Source organism: Rhodococcus sp. 2H158 (assembly GCF_053764755.1).
Genome location: NZ_JBSNCE010000009.1, coordinates 37,748 through 53,912, shown reverse-complemented (window position 1 = coordinate 53,912; position 16,165 = coordinate 37,748). Strand labels below are relative to the sequence as shown.

Annotated in this window: 13 protein-coding genes and 1 pseudogene; 11 read left to right on the top strand and 3 right to left on the bottom strand. The window is 71.1% G+C overall.

Annotated features, from left to right (window positions below; all coding sequences use genetic code 11):
* Positions 1–34 precede the first annotated feature (34 nt).
* The 5 genes from ruvB (at position 35) to ACWPOB_RS10635 (ending at position 6,354) form a co-directional block, all read left to right on the top strand.
* A complete protein-coding gene (ruvB, locus tag ACWPOB_RS10655) occupies positions 35–1,084 on the top strand; it encodes a Holliday junction branch migration DNA helicase RuvB (protein ID WP_455400871.1) in 1,050 nt (349 codons plus the stop codon).
* A gap of 117 nt (positions 1,085–1,201) precedes the next feature.
* Positions 1,202–1,543, top strand: coding sequence for a preprotein translocase subunit YajC (gene yajC / locus ACWPOB_RS10650; protein WP_100057596.1), 342 nt, complete (start codon positions 1,202–1,204; stop codon positions 1,541–1,543).
* Between the two features lie 125 nt (positions 1,544–1,668).
* The gene (secD, locus tag ACWPOB_RS10645; RefSeq protein ID WP_455400791.1) at positions 1,669–3,393 is read left to right on the top strand and encodes a protein translocase subunit SecD; all 1,725 of its coding nucleotides are present in this window, start codon (positions 1,669–1,671) and stop codon (positions 3,391–3,393) included.
* Positions 3,394–3,395: 2 nt separating this feature from the next.
* The gene (secF, locus tag ACWPOB_RS10640; RefSeq protein WP_455400790.1) at positions 3,396–4,598 is read left to right on the top strand and encodes a protein translocase subunit SecF; all 1,203 of its coding nucleotides are present in this window, start codon (positions 3,396–3,398) and stop codon (positions 4,596–4,598) included.
* A 1-nt stretch (position 4,599) separates the two neighbouring features.
* Positions 4,600–6,354 (top strand): ABC transporter substrate-binding protein, encoded by a 1,755-nt coding sequence (locus ACWPOB_RS10635; protein WP_455400789.1) that lies wholly within the window; start codon positions 4,600–4,602, stop codon positions 6,352–6,354.
* Between the two features lie 96 nt (positions 6,355–6,450).
* Here the strand turns inward: ACWPOB_RS10635 and ACWPOB_RS10630 are convergent.
* Positions 6,451–7,182, bottom strand: a pseudogene (locus ACWPOB_RS10630) (RNA-guided endonuclease InsQ/TnpB family protein); the annotation flags it as partial.
* A gap of 63 nt (positions 7,183–7,245) precedes the next feature.
* Positions 7,246–7,560, bottom strand: a complete 315-nt coding sequence (locus ACWPOB_RS10625) for a helix-turn-helix domain-containing protein (protein ID WP_455400788.1) — start codon at positions 7,558–7,560, stop codon at positions 7,246–7,248.
* Between the two features lie 89 nt (positions 7,561–7,649).
* Between ACWPOB_RS10625 and ACWPOB_RS10620 the strand changes: the two genes are divergently transcribed.
* The 6 genes from ACWPOB_RS10620 (at position 7,650) to ACWPOB_RS10595 (ending at position 15,246) form a co-directional block, all read left to right on the top strand.
* Positions 7,650–8,207, top strand: a complete 558-nt coding sequence (locus ACWPOB_RS10620) for an adenine phosphoribosyltransferase (RefSeq protein WP_100057047.1) — start codon at positions 7,650–7,652, stop codon at positions 8,205–8,207.
* Positions 8,208–8,298: 91 nt separating this feature from the next.
* Positions 8,299–10,605, top strand: a complete 2,307-nt coding sequence (locus ACWPOB_RS10615) for a RelA/SpoT family protein (protein ID WP_455400787.1) — start codon at positions 8,299–8,301, stop codon at positions 10,603–10,605.
* Positions 10,606–10,683: 78 nt separating this feature from the next.
* A complete protein-coding gene (locus tag ACWPOB_RS10610; protein WP_065922608.1) occupies positions 10,684–10,908 on the top strand; it encodes a putative ATP-grasp target RiPP in 225 nt (74 codons plus the stop codon).
* Between the two features lie 95 nt (positions 10,909–11,003).
* The gene (locus ACWPOB_RS10605) at positions 11,004–12,029 is read left to right on the top strand and encodes an MvdC/MvdD family ATP grasp protein (protein ID WP_455400786.1); all 1,026 of its coding nucleotides are present in this window, start codon (positions 11,004–11,006) and stop codon (positions 12,027–12,029) included.
* Positions 12,026–13,105: a TIGR04500 family putative peptide maturation system protein gene (locus ACWPOB_RS10600; protein WP_455400785.1), complete on the top strand. Its 1,080-nt coding sequence runs from the start codon at positions 12,026–12,028 to the stop codon at positions 13,103–13,105. Before ACWPOB_RS10605 ends, ACWPOB_RS10600 begins: the two co-directional genes overlap by 4 nt.
* Positions 13,102–15,246, top strand: a complete 2,145-nt coding sequence (locus tag ACWPOB_RS10595; protein ID WP_455400784.1) for a peptidase domain-containing ABC transporter — start codon at positions 13,102–13,104, stop codon at positions 15,244–15,246. The genes ACWPOB_RS10600 and ACWPOB_RS10595 overlap by 4 nt, the downstream gene beginning before the upstream one ends.
* 14 nt (positions 15,247–15,260) lie before the next feature.
* Here the strand turns inward: ACWPOB_RS10595 and ACWPOB_RS10590 are convergent, their stop codons facing one another.
* Complete coding sequence (locus tag ACWPOB_RS10590; RefSeq protein WP_455400783.1) at positions 15,261–16,055, bottom strand: peptidylprolyl isomerase; 795 nt, start codon at positions 16,053–16,055, stop codon at positions 15,261–15,263.
* Positions 16,056–16,165 lie beyond the last annotated feature (110 nt).

Genomic DNA, 16,165 nt, shown 5'->3' with positions numbered 1-16,165 from the left:
CTTCCCCCCTGCGGGCGCCCCCGACGAGGCGCCGATGACCGCCGAGTACACCCCCGCCGACGGCGACGTCGAGGCGAGCCTGCGGCCGAAGAACCTCGACGACTTCATCGGCCAGCCTCGGGTGCGGGAACAGCTGCAGCTGGTGCTGCGCGGGGCGAAGCTGCGTGGCGGCACCCCGGATCACATCCTGCTGTCGGGCCCTCCGGGCCTGGGTAAGACGTCGATGGCCATGATCATCGCCGCCGAACTCGGGTCGTCGCTACGGCTGACGTCGGGCCCCGCCCTCGAGCGGGCCGGCGACCTGGCCGCGATGCTGTCCAACCTCGTCGAGGGCGACGTGCTGTTCATCGACGAGATCCACCGCATCGCGCGTCCCGCCGAGGAGATGCTGTACCTGGCGATGGAGGACTTCCGAGTCGACGTCGTCGTCGGCAAGGGCCCGGGCGCCACGTCGATCCCGCTCGAGGTCGCCCCGTTCACCCTCGTCGGCGCCACCACCCGTTCCGGCGCGCTGACCGGACCGCTGCGCGACCGGTTCGGTTTCACCGCTCACATGGACTTCTACGAGCCGGCGGAACTGCAGCAGATCCTGTTGCGCTCGGCCCGGATCCTCGGCATCGACCTGGGCGAGGAGGCGAGCACCGAGATCGCCGGCCGTTCCCGCGGCACCCCGCGCATCGCCAACCGGCTGCTGCGGCGGGTCCGCGACTACGCCGAGGTCCGCGCCGACGGCATCATCACCCGCGAGATCGCGCAGGCCGCCCTGGCGGTCTACGACGTCGACGCGCTCGGCCTGGACCGGCTCGACCGTGCCGTGCTCGGCGCGCTGGTCCGCAGCTTCGGGGGCGGACCGGTGGGCGTGTCCACGCTCGCGGTGGCCGTCGGTGAGGAACCCGGCACCGTCGAGGAGGTCTGCGAACCGTTCCTGGTACGGGCGGGGATGATCGCGCGCACTCCGCGCGGACGGGTCGCGACCCAGGCCGCGTGGCTGCAGCTCGGGCTGACACCGCCGCCGGAGGCCGCCACCGGCGGCATCGAGGTGCGGGCCCGCGAACCGCAACCCGGCCTGTTCGACGACGAATGACGGGTCGGCCACCGGCGCCGGTACAGGAGCTGCGCCGGTAATGGCACACTGGTCTACTGCGCCGGTCCACGACCGCCGGCGCCCGATACCGGACGACCTCGAGGACTGACTTCAACGATGGAACTGCTCTTCCCGCTGCTGATCCTTGCCCTGCTGGTGCCGACGTTCCTCGGCATCCGGCGCCAGAAGAAGGAGATGCAGAAGACCACGGAACTGCAGGACTCGCTGCAGGTCGGCGACCGGGTGATGACCACGGCGGGGCTGCACGCCACCATCGTCGCGCTCACCGACACCACCGTCGATCTCGAGATCGCTCCCGGCGTGGTGACCACCTGGGCCCGGGTCGTGGTCCGCGAGCGGGTCACCGATCCCGGCTCGACGACGGACGAGACCGGTGGCCTCTCGCTGGACAAGGGCGACGACACCGAGCCGCCGGCCGGCCGGCCGACCGAGCACTGAACGGTCGGACACCGACCGGTCGACACCCCGGCCGATGTGCGGGCCGCGCCGGGGGCCGCGCCCGACGGGTGCGGTGGCCCCGTGACCAGCGCATCACTCACTCGCATCGAGGAGACTGACAGACCGTGGCACCTTCCAACGGATCGGTGCATCCAGTTCGCTCCCTCGCCCTGTTCGGGGCGATCCTGGTGGCGCTGTATGCCCTGATCTTCTTCACCGGGGACAAGTCGGCGACACCGAAACTCGGCATCGACCTGCAGGGCGGCACCCGGGTGACCCTCACCGCCCGCACCCCGGACGGCAGCGCGCCCAGTCAGGACAGTCTCCGGCAGGCCCAGCAGATCATCGAGACCCGCGTGAACGGCCTCGGCGTGTCCGGCTCCGAGGTGGTGATCGACGGTGACAACCTGGTGATCACGGTTCCCGGCGACGACAGCTCGCAGGCCCGCACCCTCGGCCAGACCGCACGGCTGTACATCCGGCCCGTGATCGGCCAGCCCATTGCCAGCGCGAACGCCGCGCAGCCGGCGCCCGGGCCCACGGACCCGCAGGCTCCCGCCCCCGCGACGCCGGCGCCCGACGCCGCCACGCCCGCTCCCGAACCGCAGGGCCGGCCCTTCCCGGCGCAGGATCCCACCGACACCCCGGCGCCTGCCACCGACACCCCGGCGCCCGCCACCGACACGCCCGTCCCGACGCCGGTCCCGGCGCCCGCTCCCGCGGAGGATCTCGACCCGCAGGCCCGGGCCGCCGCGGACATCGCCGCCGCCAAGGAGACCCGGCAGAGCGAGGACCCGGCCGTCCTGCAGCAGGCCATGGCCACCCTGGACTGCTCGGCCGCCGACCCGCTCGCCGGCAACGACGATCCGGCAAAGCCGCTCGTCGCGTGCTCCACCGACGGCACCGCCGTCTATCTGCTCGGCCCGAGCATCATCGACGGCCAGCAGATCACCGACGCCTCCTCCGGCTACAACACCCAGCAGTCCCGCTACGAGGTCAGCCTCACGTTCGATTCCGAGGGCAGCAGCACCTGGGCGCAGTTCACCGCCGCCAGCATCGGCCAGCAGGCCGCGTTCGTCCTCGACTCCAAGGTGGTCAGCGCGCCCGTGATCCAGGGCGCCACCCCCGCCGGCAGCGCGACCTCGATCACCGGCAACTTCACCAACACCCAGGCCACCGAGCTCGCCAACACCCTCAAGTACGGCTCGCTGCCCCTGTCGTTCGCCGCGTCGGAGGCCGAGACGGTGTCCGCGACCCTCGGCCTGGCATCGCTCGAGGCCGGGCTGATCGCCGGCGTCGTCGGCCTGGTCCTCGTGCTGCTCTACAGCCTCGTCTACTACCGCATGCTCGGCGTGCTCGTCGCGCTGTCGCTGGTGATGTCCGGGCTCGCCGTGTACGCGGTGATGGTGCTGCTCGGCCGCTACATCAACTTCACCCTCGACCTTGCCGGAATCGCCGGCCTGATCATCGGCATCGGCATGACCGCCGACTCGTTCGTGGTGTTCTTCGAACGCATCAAGGACGAGATCCGTGAGGGCCGGAGCTTCCGCTCCGCCGTGCCCCGCGGCTGGGCCCGGGCGCGCCGGACCATCCTGTCCGGCAACGCCGTGAGCTTCATTGCCGCCGCGGTGCTCTACGTCCTCGCGGTCGGTCAGGTCCGCGGCTTCGCCTTCACCCTCGGCCTGACCACCATCCTCGACGTCGTGGTGGTGTTCCTGGTGACGTGGCCGCTGGTGCACCTGGCGTCGACGTCGAAGTTCTGGTCCAAGCCGAGCGTGAACGGTCTCGGCGCCATTCAGCAGGTCGCCCGTGAACGCCAGCTCGCGGCTGCCTCGGCGAAGGAGGCGTGACGATGACCGACACCACCACGACCGCACCCCGGCACAGCGTCCTCTCGCGCCTCTACACCGGCACCGGCGCGTTCGAGATCGTCGGCCGCCGCAAGTTCTACTACCTGCTCACCGGCGCCATCGTGCTGGTGGCGCTGCTGAGCATGCTGATCCGCGGCTTCACGTGGGGCATCGACTTCGAGGGCGGCACCCGCATCCAGCTCCCGGCCGCCGAGGGCGTCACCACCGAGCAGGTGGAGACGGTGTACTCCGACACCCTCGGCACCGAGCCCGTATCGGTGCAGACCGTCGGGTCCGGCGCGGGCGCCTCCATTCAGATCCGTTCGGAGGCCCTCGACCTCGAGCAGGTCCGGACCCTGCAGAACGCCCTGTACGACGAGTTCCAGCCGACCGGGCCCGACGGCGTGCCGTCGCGCGACGCGATCAGCGTCGCCGACGTCAGCGAGACGTGGGGCGGACAGATCACCCAGAAGGCCCTCATCGCGCTCGCGGTGTTTTTGGTGCTCGTCAGCATCTACATCGCGGTGCGCTACGAGCGGGACATGGCGCTCGCGGCGCTGGCCGCGCTGTTCTTCGATATGATCGTCACCGCGGGGGTGTATTCGCTCGTCGGATTCGAGGTCACCCCGGCCACCGTCATCGGCCTGCTCACCATCCTCGGCTTCTCGCTGTACGACTCCGTGGTGGTGTTCGACAAGGTCGAGGAGAACACGCGCGGCATCCTGCACCTGCATCGTCGGACCTACGCCGAGCAGGCCAACCTCGCCGTCAACCAGACCCTCATGCGGTCGATCAACACCACGGTCATCTCGGTGCTGCCGGTGCTCGCGCTGATGGTCATCGCGGTGTGGCTGCTCGGCGTCGGCACCCTCAAGGACCTCGCCCTGGTCCAGCTCGTCGGCATCGTGGTCGGCGCCTACTCGTCGATCTTCTTCGCGACTCCGCTGCTGGTGACCCTCAAGGAATGGCGCGGGCCGGTGGCCGCACACACCCGCAAGGTGCTCGCCAAGCGCGGCGCCGCCGAATCGCGGACCGTGCCCCCCGCCGGGGAGGCCGTCGGCGCGCACGCCGCCGCGACACCCGTGTCCGTGACCAAGCGCATCGGAGCGACCACGACGGCGGGCGCCGGGACCGCGCCGGTGGCCGAACGCACCCCCAGACCGGGCGTCCGGCCCACCGGAAAGCGCGCCAAGAGAAGGCACTGACATGTCGGCACCCGAGCACACACGTCGAGCCCGGCGCCGCCGGTCCGTCCGCGCGGCGATCGCGGGCGCGGCCGCCGCGGCGGCGCTCGCCGCGACCACCGTCGCCTGTGGCACGACGGAGGAGTCCCTGCCCTCCATCGGGTATGCCGTCGACAACACGGTGACCACCTACAACGCCAACACCGTGGACGGTGCCGCCTCGGGAGCCCGGCAGGCCCTGGCCCGCGTGCTGCCCGGCTTCGGCTACGTCGATCCGGCCGGTCAGGTGATCTCCGACACCGACATCGGGGCGGCCACCGTCGTCTCGCAGGACCCGCTGACCGTCCAGTACCGGCTGTCCCCGGACTCCGTGTACTCGGACGGGGTGCCGATGTCGTGCGACGACCTGGTGCTGGCCTGGGCCGCCGCCAGCGGCCGATTCACCGCGCCCGACGCCTCGGGTGCTCCGGCGAACCTGTTCTCCGCCGCCCGGCGCTCCGGCTACGTCGACATCGAACGGATCGACTGCCAGACCGGGTCCAAGGACGCCACCGTCGTCTTCCGCGCCGGCCGCGCCTACGCCGACTGGCGAGCCCTGTTCGGCGCCACCGAGCTGATGCCGGCGCACGTCGCTGCCCGGGTCTCGGGGGTGCCCGACGTGGTCGCCGCCATCGGCGGTGGCGACGTCGAAGCGCTGCGCCGGCTCGCCGACTTCTGGAACACCGGGTGGAACCTGACCCCCGGCCGGCTGGACCTGTCGCTGCTGCCGGCCTCCGGCCCCTACCGGATCGAGTCGTTCACCGACGACGACGGGCTCGTCCTCGTCGCGAACGAACGCTGGTGGGGCAACAAGCCCGGCACCGATCGGATCGTGGTGTGGCCGCGCGGCACCGACGCCTCCGCGGCGGCCGCCGACGGCCGCGTCCACGTCGCCGACACCGGCACCGGGGCACTCGACCTGTCCCTCGGGGACGACGTGGAGACGACGGCCGCGGCGTCGCGCAACGTCGAGCAGCTCGTGCTGGGCACCGGCGGGGGCAGCCTCGGCGCCGCCGCCGCGCGCCGGGCGTTCGCGCTGTGCGTGCCCCGGTCGCAGTTGTTCGACGAGTTCGGCCGGGTCGGGGACGTACCCGCCACCGGACTCGGTTCCGGGACGACGTCGTCGCGGCTGCTGCCCGCCGACTCGCCGCTGTACCCGGGCGTGTCCGGGCCCGCAGCCCGCTACGACCGGGCGGACACGACCGCGGCGCAGGCCGAGCTCGCCGCTGCGGGGACGGACCGCATCACCGTGCGGATCGGGTACCTCGGCCCGGACCCGCGGCGCGCTCGCACCGTCGAGCTGATCGCCCAGTCCTGTCGCGAGGCGGGCATCGAGGTGGTCGACGCCGCCTCGGACACGTTCACACCGTCGCAGCTCACGGCGGGACAGGTCGATGCCGTACTGGCCGGGACCGCCGTCGCGGCAGGGGCGGGGGGCACGGCCGACATGCAGGACGCACGCGGCGCCCTCAACTCCGCGGCCGGCAGCAACGTCGGGCGCTTCGCCGACGCCCGGGTCGACCAGATCCTCGACGCCCTCGCCGTCACCACCGACGACGCCACCATCTCCGGTCTGGTGGGTGAAGCCGAGACGATCCTGTGGACCGCGATGCCGACCCTGCCGCTGTACGCGCAGCCCCGGGAGACGACGTTCGCCGGCGGCCTGCGTGCCGCCGTCGCCAACCCCAGCGCTGCCGGTGCGGGCTGGAACATGGACAGGTGGATCCTCAACAGTTGACTTCCTCCCCGACCTGAAGGACGGGGATTCCTGCTTCGACGGCAACTGCCGGAAAGGAGAACTCCTTTGCGGTCTTACGTCGCCTCCACAGGCGTTTTACCTCTCTGCCAGCCCGACAGCGAGGATGTTCCTGGCCGCGTTCACGTCCCGGTCGTGGACGGTGCCGCATCGGCAGGTCCATTCCCGAATGTTCAGCGGCAACCGCTCGTGCAGCGCTCCGCAGGCCGAGCACACGCGGGTCGACGGATACCAGCGGTCCACCACCCTCAGGTCGCGGCCGTACCAGTCGGCCTTGTATTCGAGCATGGCCCGCAACTGCCGCCAGCTCGCGTCCGAGATACTCCGGGCCAGCGTGTGATTGGCGACCATGTTGCGCACCGTCAGATCCTCGATGGCGATCGCTTGGTTTTCGCGGATCAGCCTCGTGGACAGTTTGTGCAGAAAGTCGGTGCGACGGTCGGTAGTCCGCCCGTGGACGCGTGCCACCCTGCGGCGCGCCTTCTCCCGGTTGTGCGACCCCTTCTGCTTCCGGCACAGGGCACGGTGGGCCCGCGCCAGGGTGCGCCGGTCGCGGCGTTCGTGGCGCGGGTTGGTGATCTTCTCCCCGGTGGACAGTGCCGCCAGGGCGGTCAGCCCCACATCGACGCCGACCACGCTCGTGGTCTCGGGCAGGGTCGTGACGGTTTCTTCGACCAGCAGCGACACGTGCCAGCATCCGGCACTGTCCCGGGAGACGGTGACCGTAGACGGTTCCGCGCCGTCGGGCAGTGGCCGAGACCAGCGGATGTCGAGAGGTGCCTTCATCTTCGCCAACGTCACCGCGCCGTCCTGGAAACGAAACCCGGATCGGGTGCACTCGGCGGACGCTCGGGACTTCTTGCGCGATTTGAATCACGGATACCGGGCGCGCTTGGCGAAGAAATTGGCGAACGCCGCCTGTTGATGGCGCAGCGTCGGTTGCAGCGGCACCGACGACACCTCGTTGAGGAACGCCAGATCGTCGGTCTTCTTCCACCCCGTCAGTGCCGCCGATGCCTGAACGTAGGTGGTCTTTCGGTGCTCAGTGGCGTACGCCCTGGTGCGTTCGTCGAGCGCCTTGTTCCAGACCACGCGAACACACCCGAACGTGCGGTTCAGTTCCGCAGCCTGGTCCGGGGAGGGGTAGAAGCGGTACTTGTATGCCCGCTTCACCACCCTGCCCGCCAAATCTCACACAATACACCGTCGCAATGTAAGGAAGGGGGAAGGCGCTTGCTCCCGGCTCCGAAGGACTGGGTTTCCGCGCCGAATCTCCGATGAACAGCAGCCCCCTCAGAGCAAGCTCCCTGATCGAACGTGCCGCCACGGCGGTCACCGCCCGTACCCGCTGGGTCGACGACTTCCCGACGCCCGGCGTCCGCTTCGCCGACCTGACCCCGGTCTTCGCCGACGGCGAGGCCTTCGGGGCGGTCATCGCCGCGCTGGCCGCCACCGCGCCGGACGCGGAACTGGTGGCCGGCGTCGACGCCCGCGGCTTCCTGCTCGGCGGCGGCATCGCCCACGCTCTGGGTATCGGCGTCCTCGCGGTGCGCAAGGCCGGCAAGCTGCCTCCGCCGGTGGACACCCGCGAGTACTCCCTCGAGTACGGCACCGCGGCGATCGAGATTCCGCAGGATTCGGTTCGGTTGCGCGGGCGGCGGGTACTCGTCGTCGACGACGTGCTCGCCACCGGCGGCACCCTCTCGGCGACGGCGGAGCTTCTCGACGCGGCCGGTGCCCTGGTCGTCGCGGTGGCGGTGGTGACCGAGATCGAGGCCCTCGGCGGGCGGGCGCGGCTGGAAAAGTACCCGGTGACGTCACTGGTTCGGCTCTGAGAGCTAGAGTTGGCGCAGGTGCCGGTGGTTCCGGACGACGAGGAATGTGCGGCGGTGCGTCCGGTGTGCATCGGCGACGGGAGGTGTGGGCATGACCCAGAATCTTGATCGGTCCCAGAACTCCGGTCCGACCCCGACCTCGGCGTCCACGTCGGCCTCCCGCCGGGTGCGGGCGCGGCTGGCGCGCCGCATCACCGGGCAGCGCAGCACCAACCTCAAGCCGGTGCTCGAGCCGCTGGTCACGATCCACCGTGAGCTGTACCCGAAGGCCGACCTGTCGGAGCTGCAGCGCGCCTACGACGTGGCGGAGGAGCGGCACGCGTCGCAGAAGCGCAAGTCCGGCGACCCGTACATCACCCATCCCCTCGCGGTCGCGACGATCCTCGCCGAGCTCGGCATGGATACCACGACGCTGATCGCGGCGCTGCTGCACGACACCGTCGAGGACACCGGCTACAGCCTCGAGCAGCTCACCGCCGAGTTCGGTGAGGAGGTCGCCCACCTCGTCGACGGCGTCACCAAGCTGGACAAGGTGGTGCTCGGCACCGCCGCCGAGGGCGAGACCATCCGCAAGATGATCATCGCGATGGCGCGCGACCCCCGGGTCCTGGTGATCAAGGTCGCCGATCGGCTGCACAACATGCGCACCATGCGCTTCCTGCCGCCGGAGAAGCAGGCCCGCAAGGCGCGCGAGACCCTCGAGGTGATCGCGCCGCTCGCGCACCGTCTCGGCATGGCGACGGTCAAGTGGGAGCTCGAGGACCTGTCCTTCGCGATCCTGCACCCGAAGAAGTACGAGGAGATCGTGCGGCTCGTCGCCACCCGGGCGCCGTCGCGCGACACCTACCTGGCCAAGGTCCGCGCCGAGATCAACGCGACGCTCGCAGCGTCGCGGATCGAGGCCACCGTCGAGGGCCGGCCGAAGCACTACTGGTCGATCTACCAGAAGATGATCGTCAAGGGCCGCGACTTCGACGACATCCACGATCTGGTCGGCGTGCGGATCCTGTGCAACGAGATCCGCGACTGCTACGCCGCCGTGGGCGTCGTGCACTCGCTGTGGCAGCCGATGGCGGGCCGGTTCAAGGACTACATCGCCCAACCGCGGTTCGGCGTGTACCAGTCGCTGCACACCACCGTGATCGGCCCCGAGGGCAAGCCGCTCGAGGTGCAGATCCGCACCCGCGAGATGCACCGCACCGCCGAGTTCGGCATCGCCGCGCACTGGCGGTACAAGGAGACCAAGGGCAAACACTCGGGCGACGTCGCCGAACTCGACGACATGGCGTGGATGCGGCAGTTGCTCGACTGGCAGCGCGAGGCCGCCGACCCCGGCGAGTTCCTCGAGTCGCTGCGTTACGACCTCGCCGTGAAGGAGATCTTCGTCTTCACCCCCAAGGGCGACGTGATCACACTGCCGTCCGGGTCGACGCCGGTGGACTTCGCGTACGCCGTGCACACCGAGGTGGGGCACCGCTGCATCGGCGCGCGGGTCAACGGCCGGCTCGTCGCGCTCGAACGCAAGCTCGAGAACGGCGAGGTCGTCGAGGTCTTCACGTCCAAGGACCCCAATGCCGGGCCGAGCCGCGACTGGCAGTCGTTCGTGGTCTCGCCGCGCGCGAAGGCCAAGATCCGGCAGTGGTTCGCGAAGGAACGCCGCGAGGAGGCGCTCGAGGCCGGCAAGGACGCCATCGGCAAGGAGGTCAAGCGGGTCGGGTTGCCGCTGCAGCGCCTGATGAACGCGGACCTGATGCAGGCAGTGGCCAAGGAGCTGCGGTACGCCGACGTGTCGGCGCTCTACACCGCGGTCGGTGAGCACCACGTCTCGGCGCACCACGTCGTGCAGCGCCTCGTCGCGCTGCTCGGCGGGGTCGGTGGCGTCGAGGAGGAACTCGCGGAGCGGTCCACCCCGTCGTCCATTCCGACCCGGTCCCGGCAGAGCGGTGACTCCGGCATCCTCGTGCCCGGCGCGCCGGGCACGGTGTCGAAGCTGGCCAAGTGCTGTACGCCGGTGCCCGGCGACGAGATCATGGGCTTCGTGACCCGCACCGGCTCGGTGAGCGTGCACCGCACCGACTGCACCAACGCCGGATCCCTGCAGCAGCAGTCCGAGCGGATCATCGAGGTCAAGTGGGCGCCGTCCCCGTCGTCGGTGTTCCTCGTGGCCATCCAGATCGAGGCGCTCGACCGGCACCGGCTGCTCTCGGACGTCACCAAGGCGCTCGCCGACGAGAAGGTGAACATCCTCTCGGCGTCGGTGACCACGACCGGCGACCGGGTCGCGGTGAGCCGCTTCACGTTCGAGATGGGCGATCCCAAACACCTCGGGCACGTGCTCAACGTCGTCCGCAACGTCGAGGGCGTCTACGACGTGTACCGGGTGACCTCCGCGGCATAGCAGGCCCGCGGCATAGCAGGATCGGCGACCCCACGTCGCCCATCCGCACGTCGCGGTCCGTGAGCCGACGCTAAGCGCATGCTAAGCGCGCTGCGCGATCGTTCTCCTCGCCGGACGGTCCGGCACATCCTGACAGAGGAGAACGCATTGCGTAACACCGTCATCACCGCCATTTCCGCCGAGGGCGCGGAGCTCGACGAGGCGCGCCTCGCGACCGTGTCCGGCGGTCGTGCGTGCGAGGATCGGTCGAGCAAGACGATCGACATGTCGACCGGCGCGGTCGGTACCGATCAGGACTTCTGACGGACTGAGGACGCCGGGTGGGGAGGCGGCTCGCCTCGCCCACCCGGCGCTCGTCCGTCGACCGATCCGATCCGATCCGCCCCGAGGAACAGCTCATGAGCGCGCATCCCGCCCGCATCCTGGTGCTCACCCAGCCGGGTGACCCGCACGCAGACCACGTCGTCGACCTGTTGCGCCGGCGCGGCGCCCGGGTCGTCGTGTTCGACCCCGCCGATTTCCCTGTCCACGCGTCGATCTCCGTCGGCTACACCGCGAGCGGTGCGGTCCGCCGCACCCTCGACCACCGCGGTGGGCGGAGCGACCTGTCCGCCGTCGACACCGTCTGGTTCCGTCGCCCACGCAACCCGCGGGCGCACCCGGAGGTCACCGCCCCGGCGGTCCGCGAGTACGTCGAAAAAGAATGCGAGGCAATGACCTCCGCACTCTGGGACGACCTGGACTGTCTCGCGGTGCCGGGAACGCGGGCCGCGATCCGGCTGGCGGCCCGCAAGACCGCCCAGCTCACCCTGGCCGGCCGCCTCGGGTTCGAGCTTCCGCCCACGATCGTGACCACCTCCCCGGACGAGTTCCTCGATTTCTGGGACCGGCACGAGGGGCAGGTGATCAGCAAACCGCTCGACCGGCCGTTCCTGATCGACGGTGACGACGGCTACTTCCGAATGTGCGAGCCTGTCACGACGACGGACCTGGGGCACGCGGAGGCGATGCGCCTGTGCCCGATGATCGTGCAGGGCTATGTGCCCAAACAGATCGAGGTGCGGGTGACGGTGGTCGGGCAGCGGGTCCTCGGCGCCGCTATCCACAGCCAGGACAGCAACCACACGCGGCTCGACTGGCGCAGCTACGACCCTTCCACGACCAACTACAGCCGGCACGAGTTGCCGGCCGCGCTCGCCGCGTTGTGCCGCAGTCTGGTGGCCGAACTCGAATTACAGTACGGGACAATCGATCTCATACTCACCCCGGACGGTCGCTACGTGTTCCTCGAGATCAACCCGTCGGGGCAGTGGTTGTGGATCGAGGACGCGACAGGTCTGCCCATCTCCGACGCACTGTGCGAGCTGCTGCTCGACGGTGCCCACCGCACCCGGCGCCCCGCCGTCCAGGAGGTGCCCGCATGATCGCCCCGGCCGGCGCGGCGCTCGACGACGCTGCTCTCGGGCAGGCGCTGACTCTGCTCGCGCGCCTCAACACCGACCCGGCTGCGGCCGGGTCCGCGGAGGAACTGCTGGCGGCCCTGCGGGCGGAGCACCCCGGACTGCGCCTTCGCCTGCTCCGGCACCGGGAAGCCTACGGGGACACCGTGCAGTTCGGCCTGCTCGTCACCGGGCCCCGCGGTGGCACCGTCACGCTGTCCTGGGCGCCGCCGTCGGAGGTGCCGTGGATGTTGCGCGGCGCGCAACGCAGCGCCGAATCGATGCTGCTACGCGTCAACGGCGAGGCGCTCGACATCCAGCACGCGATGGCGTATCTGGACGTGATGTGGGAGCAGACGGCCCTGCTCGACCGCCTCGTCGACGTGTGTCTCGTCCAGCAGGAACTCGCCGAGAACCCGGTGACGCTGACCGACGGTGAGCTGCAGGACGCCATGGACGCCTTCCGTCGCGCGCGCGGCCTGCTGACCCCGGCCGCGACCGCTGCATGGATGGCACGGCGGCACCTCGACCACGCGGCGCTCGAGGAGATGGTGGCACGCGAGGCCGCCGTTGCCGCGCTGCGCACGCGGGTGACGGTCGACCGCGTCGGCTCGTGGTACGCGGCACACCGATCGACGTGCGACCGGCTCCGGATCGCCCGCGTGCGCTTCGTCGACCGCGCCGCCGCCGAGCGGTTCGTCGCCGCGTTCGCCGAGCGACGACGCACCTGCGGCACCCCGGCCGACGCGTTCGGCGTGGCGCTGACGGCTGTCGCCCCGTCCATTCCGCTGAGGGCCGAGCTGGTCGAGCGGACCGTGGCCGACCTCGACCTGGGCTCCGGCCTGGCCGATGCGGTCGCGGTCGCGCCCGGCACGCTGCTGCCGCTGCGGTCGGTCGGAACGGAATGGGAAGTGGTACAGGTGCTCTCGCGCACCGCCGCGTCCGAGTCGGACCTGTTGGAGCAGGCCTCGCGGCGGTTGTTCGACGAGTGGCTCGCCGACCGGCGCCGCACCGCCCGGATCGAATGGTTCTGGGGCGAGGCGGAGAAGACGCCGCGGTGACGCGCCGGATCCGGCCGCTCGCTCAGACCGGGATGTCCGATTGCGGCGCGGCGTGCCTGGCGATGATCTTCGCCTACTTCGGCGTCCCACGCGGCGTCGCGGACCTCGTCGACGAGCTGGGAGTTTCCCGCGACGGACTCACCGCCCTGGCGCTCGTGCGATGTGCCCGCGGCCACGGGCTCGACGTCCGCGCCTTCGGTCGCTCCGCCGACTCCGTCGCCGGGGGCGGTGCACAGCTGCCCGCCGTCGTGCACTGGGACGGCAACCATTTCGTGGTGGTCGAACGGTGCACGGAGCGGCACGTGCACATCGTCGATCCGGCGCGGGGGCGCCGGCGCCTGACCCGGGCACAGTTCCGCGACGGGTACTCGGGCGTGAGCATCGAGTTCGGCCCCGGCGACCCGTCGGTCTATCCGCCGCCGGCCCCGCGCGCCTCCTGGCGACGAACGTTGCCGGCCCGGTTCCTGCACGGCCACCGCGCACTGCTCGCGTCGGTCGTGGTGGCCTCGATCGCGTTGCAGGCGATCGGGATGACGCTTCCGGTGGTCTCGGCGATTCTGGTGGACCGGGTCCTGCCGAGCGCCGACCGCCCGCTGCTGTACGCCGTGGTCGGTGCGACGGTCGTCGCGTGCCTTGCGCACGGTGCGGTCGGGGTGGTGCGCAGCCGGATGCTGGAGGCGCTGCGCCGGCGCGCCGACGGTGAGCTCACCGGCGCCGCCGTCGCGCACCTGCTGGCATTGCCGTATGCATACTTCGCTCGACGGGGAACCAGTGACGTGGTGCAGCGGGTCTCGAGCGTCGGGGCGATTCGGGAGCTGCTCACCGGACCCGTCGTTGCGGCGGTGCTCGACGGGCCGTTGGCGCTGACGTACCTCGCTCTGCTGCTGTGGTGGGCGCCGATGCTCGGCGGCACGCTGATGGTGCTCGCGACGGTGCAGATCGCCCTGATCGTGGGCACCGGCCGCCGGGTCGGTCAGCTCGGTCAGGAGGAATTGCGCGCGCACGCCCTTGCCGAGGGGCGCCTGCTCGAGACCGTGAACGGCATCGAGACGGTGAAGGCGTCCGGTTCCGAGGCGGCTGCGGCCGCGCAGTGGCACGCTCTGTTCACCACCGCCCTGGACGCGGCGTCGCGCAGTGGCCGCCTCGAGGGTGTGGTCGAGTCGCTGGTGGCCGGTCTCAGGGTGGCGGCGCCCGCGGTCCTGATGATCGTCGGCATCGTCGGCGTGCTGGACGGACGGCAGACGCTCGGCGCCATGATCGCCGCCAACGGGGTCGCGCTCGCCGCGCTCGCCCCGCTCGGCTCGGTGGTGTCGGTGCTGCAGCGGCTGCAGTTCGCGGCGGCCCACCTGGCTCGGCTGCGGGACATCGTCGACAGCGACGTCGAGCAGCACGGCCGGAGCGTGCGGCCCGCCCCGGCACTCAGCGGCGCGATCTCGCTGCGCGGCGTCGGATTCCGCTACGACCCGCGCTCGCCGTGGGTGGTGCGCGACATCGACTGCGACATCCGCGCCGGGTCGACGGTCGCGCTGGTGGGACCGTCCGGCTCCGGCAAGAGCACCCTCGCCCGCCTGCTGCTCGGACTCTACGAGCCGACGGAGGGACGGGTGCTGTTCGACGGACACGACGCCGCGGACCTGGAATCCCGTTCGCTGCGCGCCCAGTTCGGGGTGGTGACGCAGAACAGCGCCCTGTTCACCGGGACCGTCGCGCAGAACATCGCCGCGGGACGGGCGGAGGCCTCCCTCCCTCGCATCGTCGAGGCCGCGAAACTGGCGCACATCCACGACGCGATCGTCGCCATGCCGATGGGGTACGAGACGATGCTGCGGGACGGGTCGGGCCTGTCCGGTGGGCAGTGCCAACGGATCGCGCTTGCGCGGGCGGTGCTCGGTGCGCCCCGGGTGCTGTTGCTCGACGAGGCGACCAGCGCCCTCGACGCCGCGACGGAAGCGTCGGTCGTGGCGTCGCTGGGAGGTCTGCGCCAGACCCGGATCGTCATCGCGCACCGGCTCAGCACCGTCCGCACCGCAGATGTGATTCTCGTGCTCGACGACGGCAGGATCGTCGAAAGGGGCGACCATCACGAACTGCTGAGCCGGGACGGGCGGTACGCGGAACTCGTCGCCCTGCAGACGCGGTAGGTGGCCGGCCACACTCACCCGACCGCGACGATCCGCATCGGGGTCAGGGGGCGCCCACCGCCCAGGGGGCTCGAGCCGTCGTCGCCCGCCGCGGCGACCTCCTCGAGCGCCCGCAGGCCGGATTCTCCGACGGTGCCGAACACCGAATACTGCGGCTGCAGTAGGGAATCGCCGAACACGAGCAGGAACTGACTGCCGTTGCTGTCCCGGTGCCCGGCGTTGGCCATCGCGACGGTGCCGCGCGGATACACGACGGGGGACGGCAGGTAGCCGTTCTCCCCGCGGACGACCGTGACGGGGTACTCGTCGGCGAACGTGTAGCCGGGCCCTCCCGTCCCGGATCCGGTGGGGTCGCCGCACCGGAACATCTGCATCCCCGGTTCGTCGGTCACGTGATGGCACTCGGTCCCGTCGAAGAAGCCCTGCCGGGCGAGGCCGACGAAACTCTGCACCGCACACGGCGCTGCGGCGCGCTCGAGGACCATCGGGACCGGACCCGCGGAGGTCGTCAGCGTCAGCTCCACCGTCCCGGTCGCGGGTACGGACGTCGACGCGGGCACGGTCGCCGTCCTCGCGGCCGGCCCGGCGGCACGGAACGCGCAGGCGACGGTGGCGGCCGCCGGTTCCGGCCGCGGCGGCATCGCAACATAGGCGGACGGGTCGAACCCGGGGGAGGTGGCGGCCGCGGTGGTCGTCGCCCGCAGCGCGGCAGGGGCGGGCCCGGTGTCGGAAGCGGCACACGCCGCAGCCGCGAGTGCCGCGCCGAGGGTCGCGGCCAGGCGCGCGGCAATGGAGGTACCAGAGGTCACAGACACGGCACAGTAGACGATCCCGTCACAATCCGACAGACCCCTGCCGGCGGCGGGGACGCGAACGCCCCGCCCACCGGCGGGTGGGCGGGGCCTTCGGAGACGCGCCG

Bases quoted from the DNA above. Each gene is read 5' to 3' on its own strand.
- ACWPOB_RS10610 (WP_065922608.1), top strand. From the start codon at position 10,684: ATGCTAAGCGCGCTGCGCGATCGTTCTCCTCGCCGGACGGTCCGGCAC.
- ruvB (WP_455400871.1), top strand. From the start codon at position 35: ATGACCGCCGAGTACACCCCCGCCGACGGCGACGTCGAGGCGAGCCTG.
- yajC (WP_100057596.1), top strand. From the start codon at position 1,202: ATGGAACTGCTCTTCCCGCTGCTGATCCTTGCCCTGCTGGTGCCGACG.
- ACWPOB_RS10605 (WP_455400786.1), top strand. From the start codon at position 11,004: ATGAGCGCGCATCCCGCCCGCATCCTGGTGCTCACCCAGCCGGGTGAC.
- ACWPOB_RS10600 (WP_455400785.1), top strand. From the start codon at position 12,026: ATGATCGCCCCGGCCGGCGCGGCGCTCGACGACGCTGCTCTCGGGCAG.
- ACWPOB_RS10635 (WP_455400789.1), top strand. From the start codon at position 4,600: ATGTCGGCACCCGAGCACACACGTCGAGCCCGGCGCCGCCGGTCCGTC.
- secF (WP_455400790.1), top strand. From the start codon at position 3,396: ATGACCGACACCACCACGACCGCACCCCGGCACAGCGTCCTCTCGCGC.
- ACWPOB_RS10615 (WP_455400787.1), top strand. From the start codon at position 8,299: ATGACCCAGAATCTTGATCGGTCCCAGAACTCCGGTCCGACCCCGACC.
- ACWPOB_RS10620 (WP_100057047.1), top strand. From the start codon at position 7,650: ATGAACAGCAGCCCCCTCAGAGCAAGCTCCCTGATCGAACGTGCCGCC.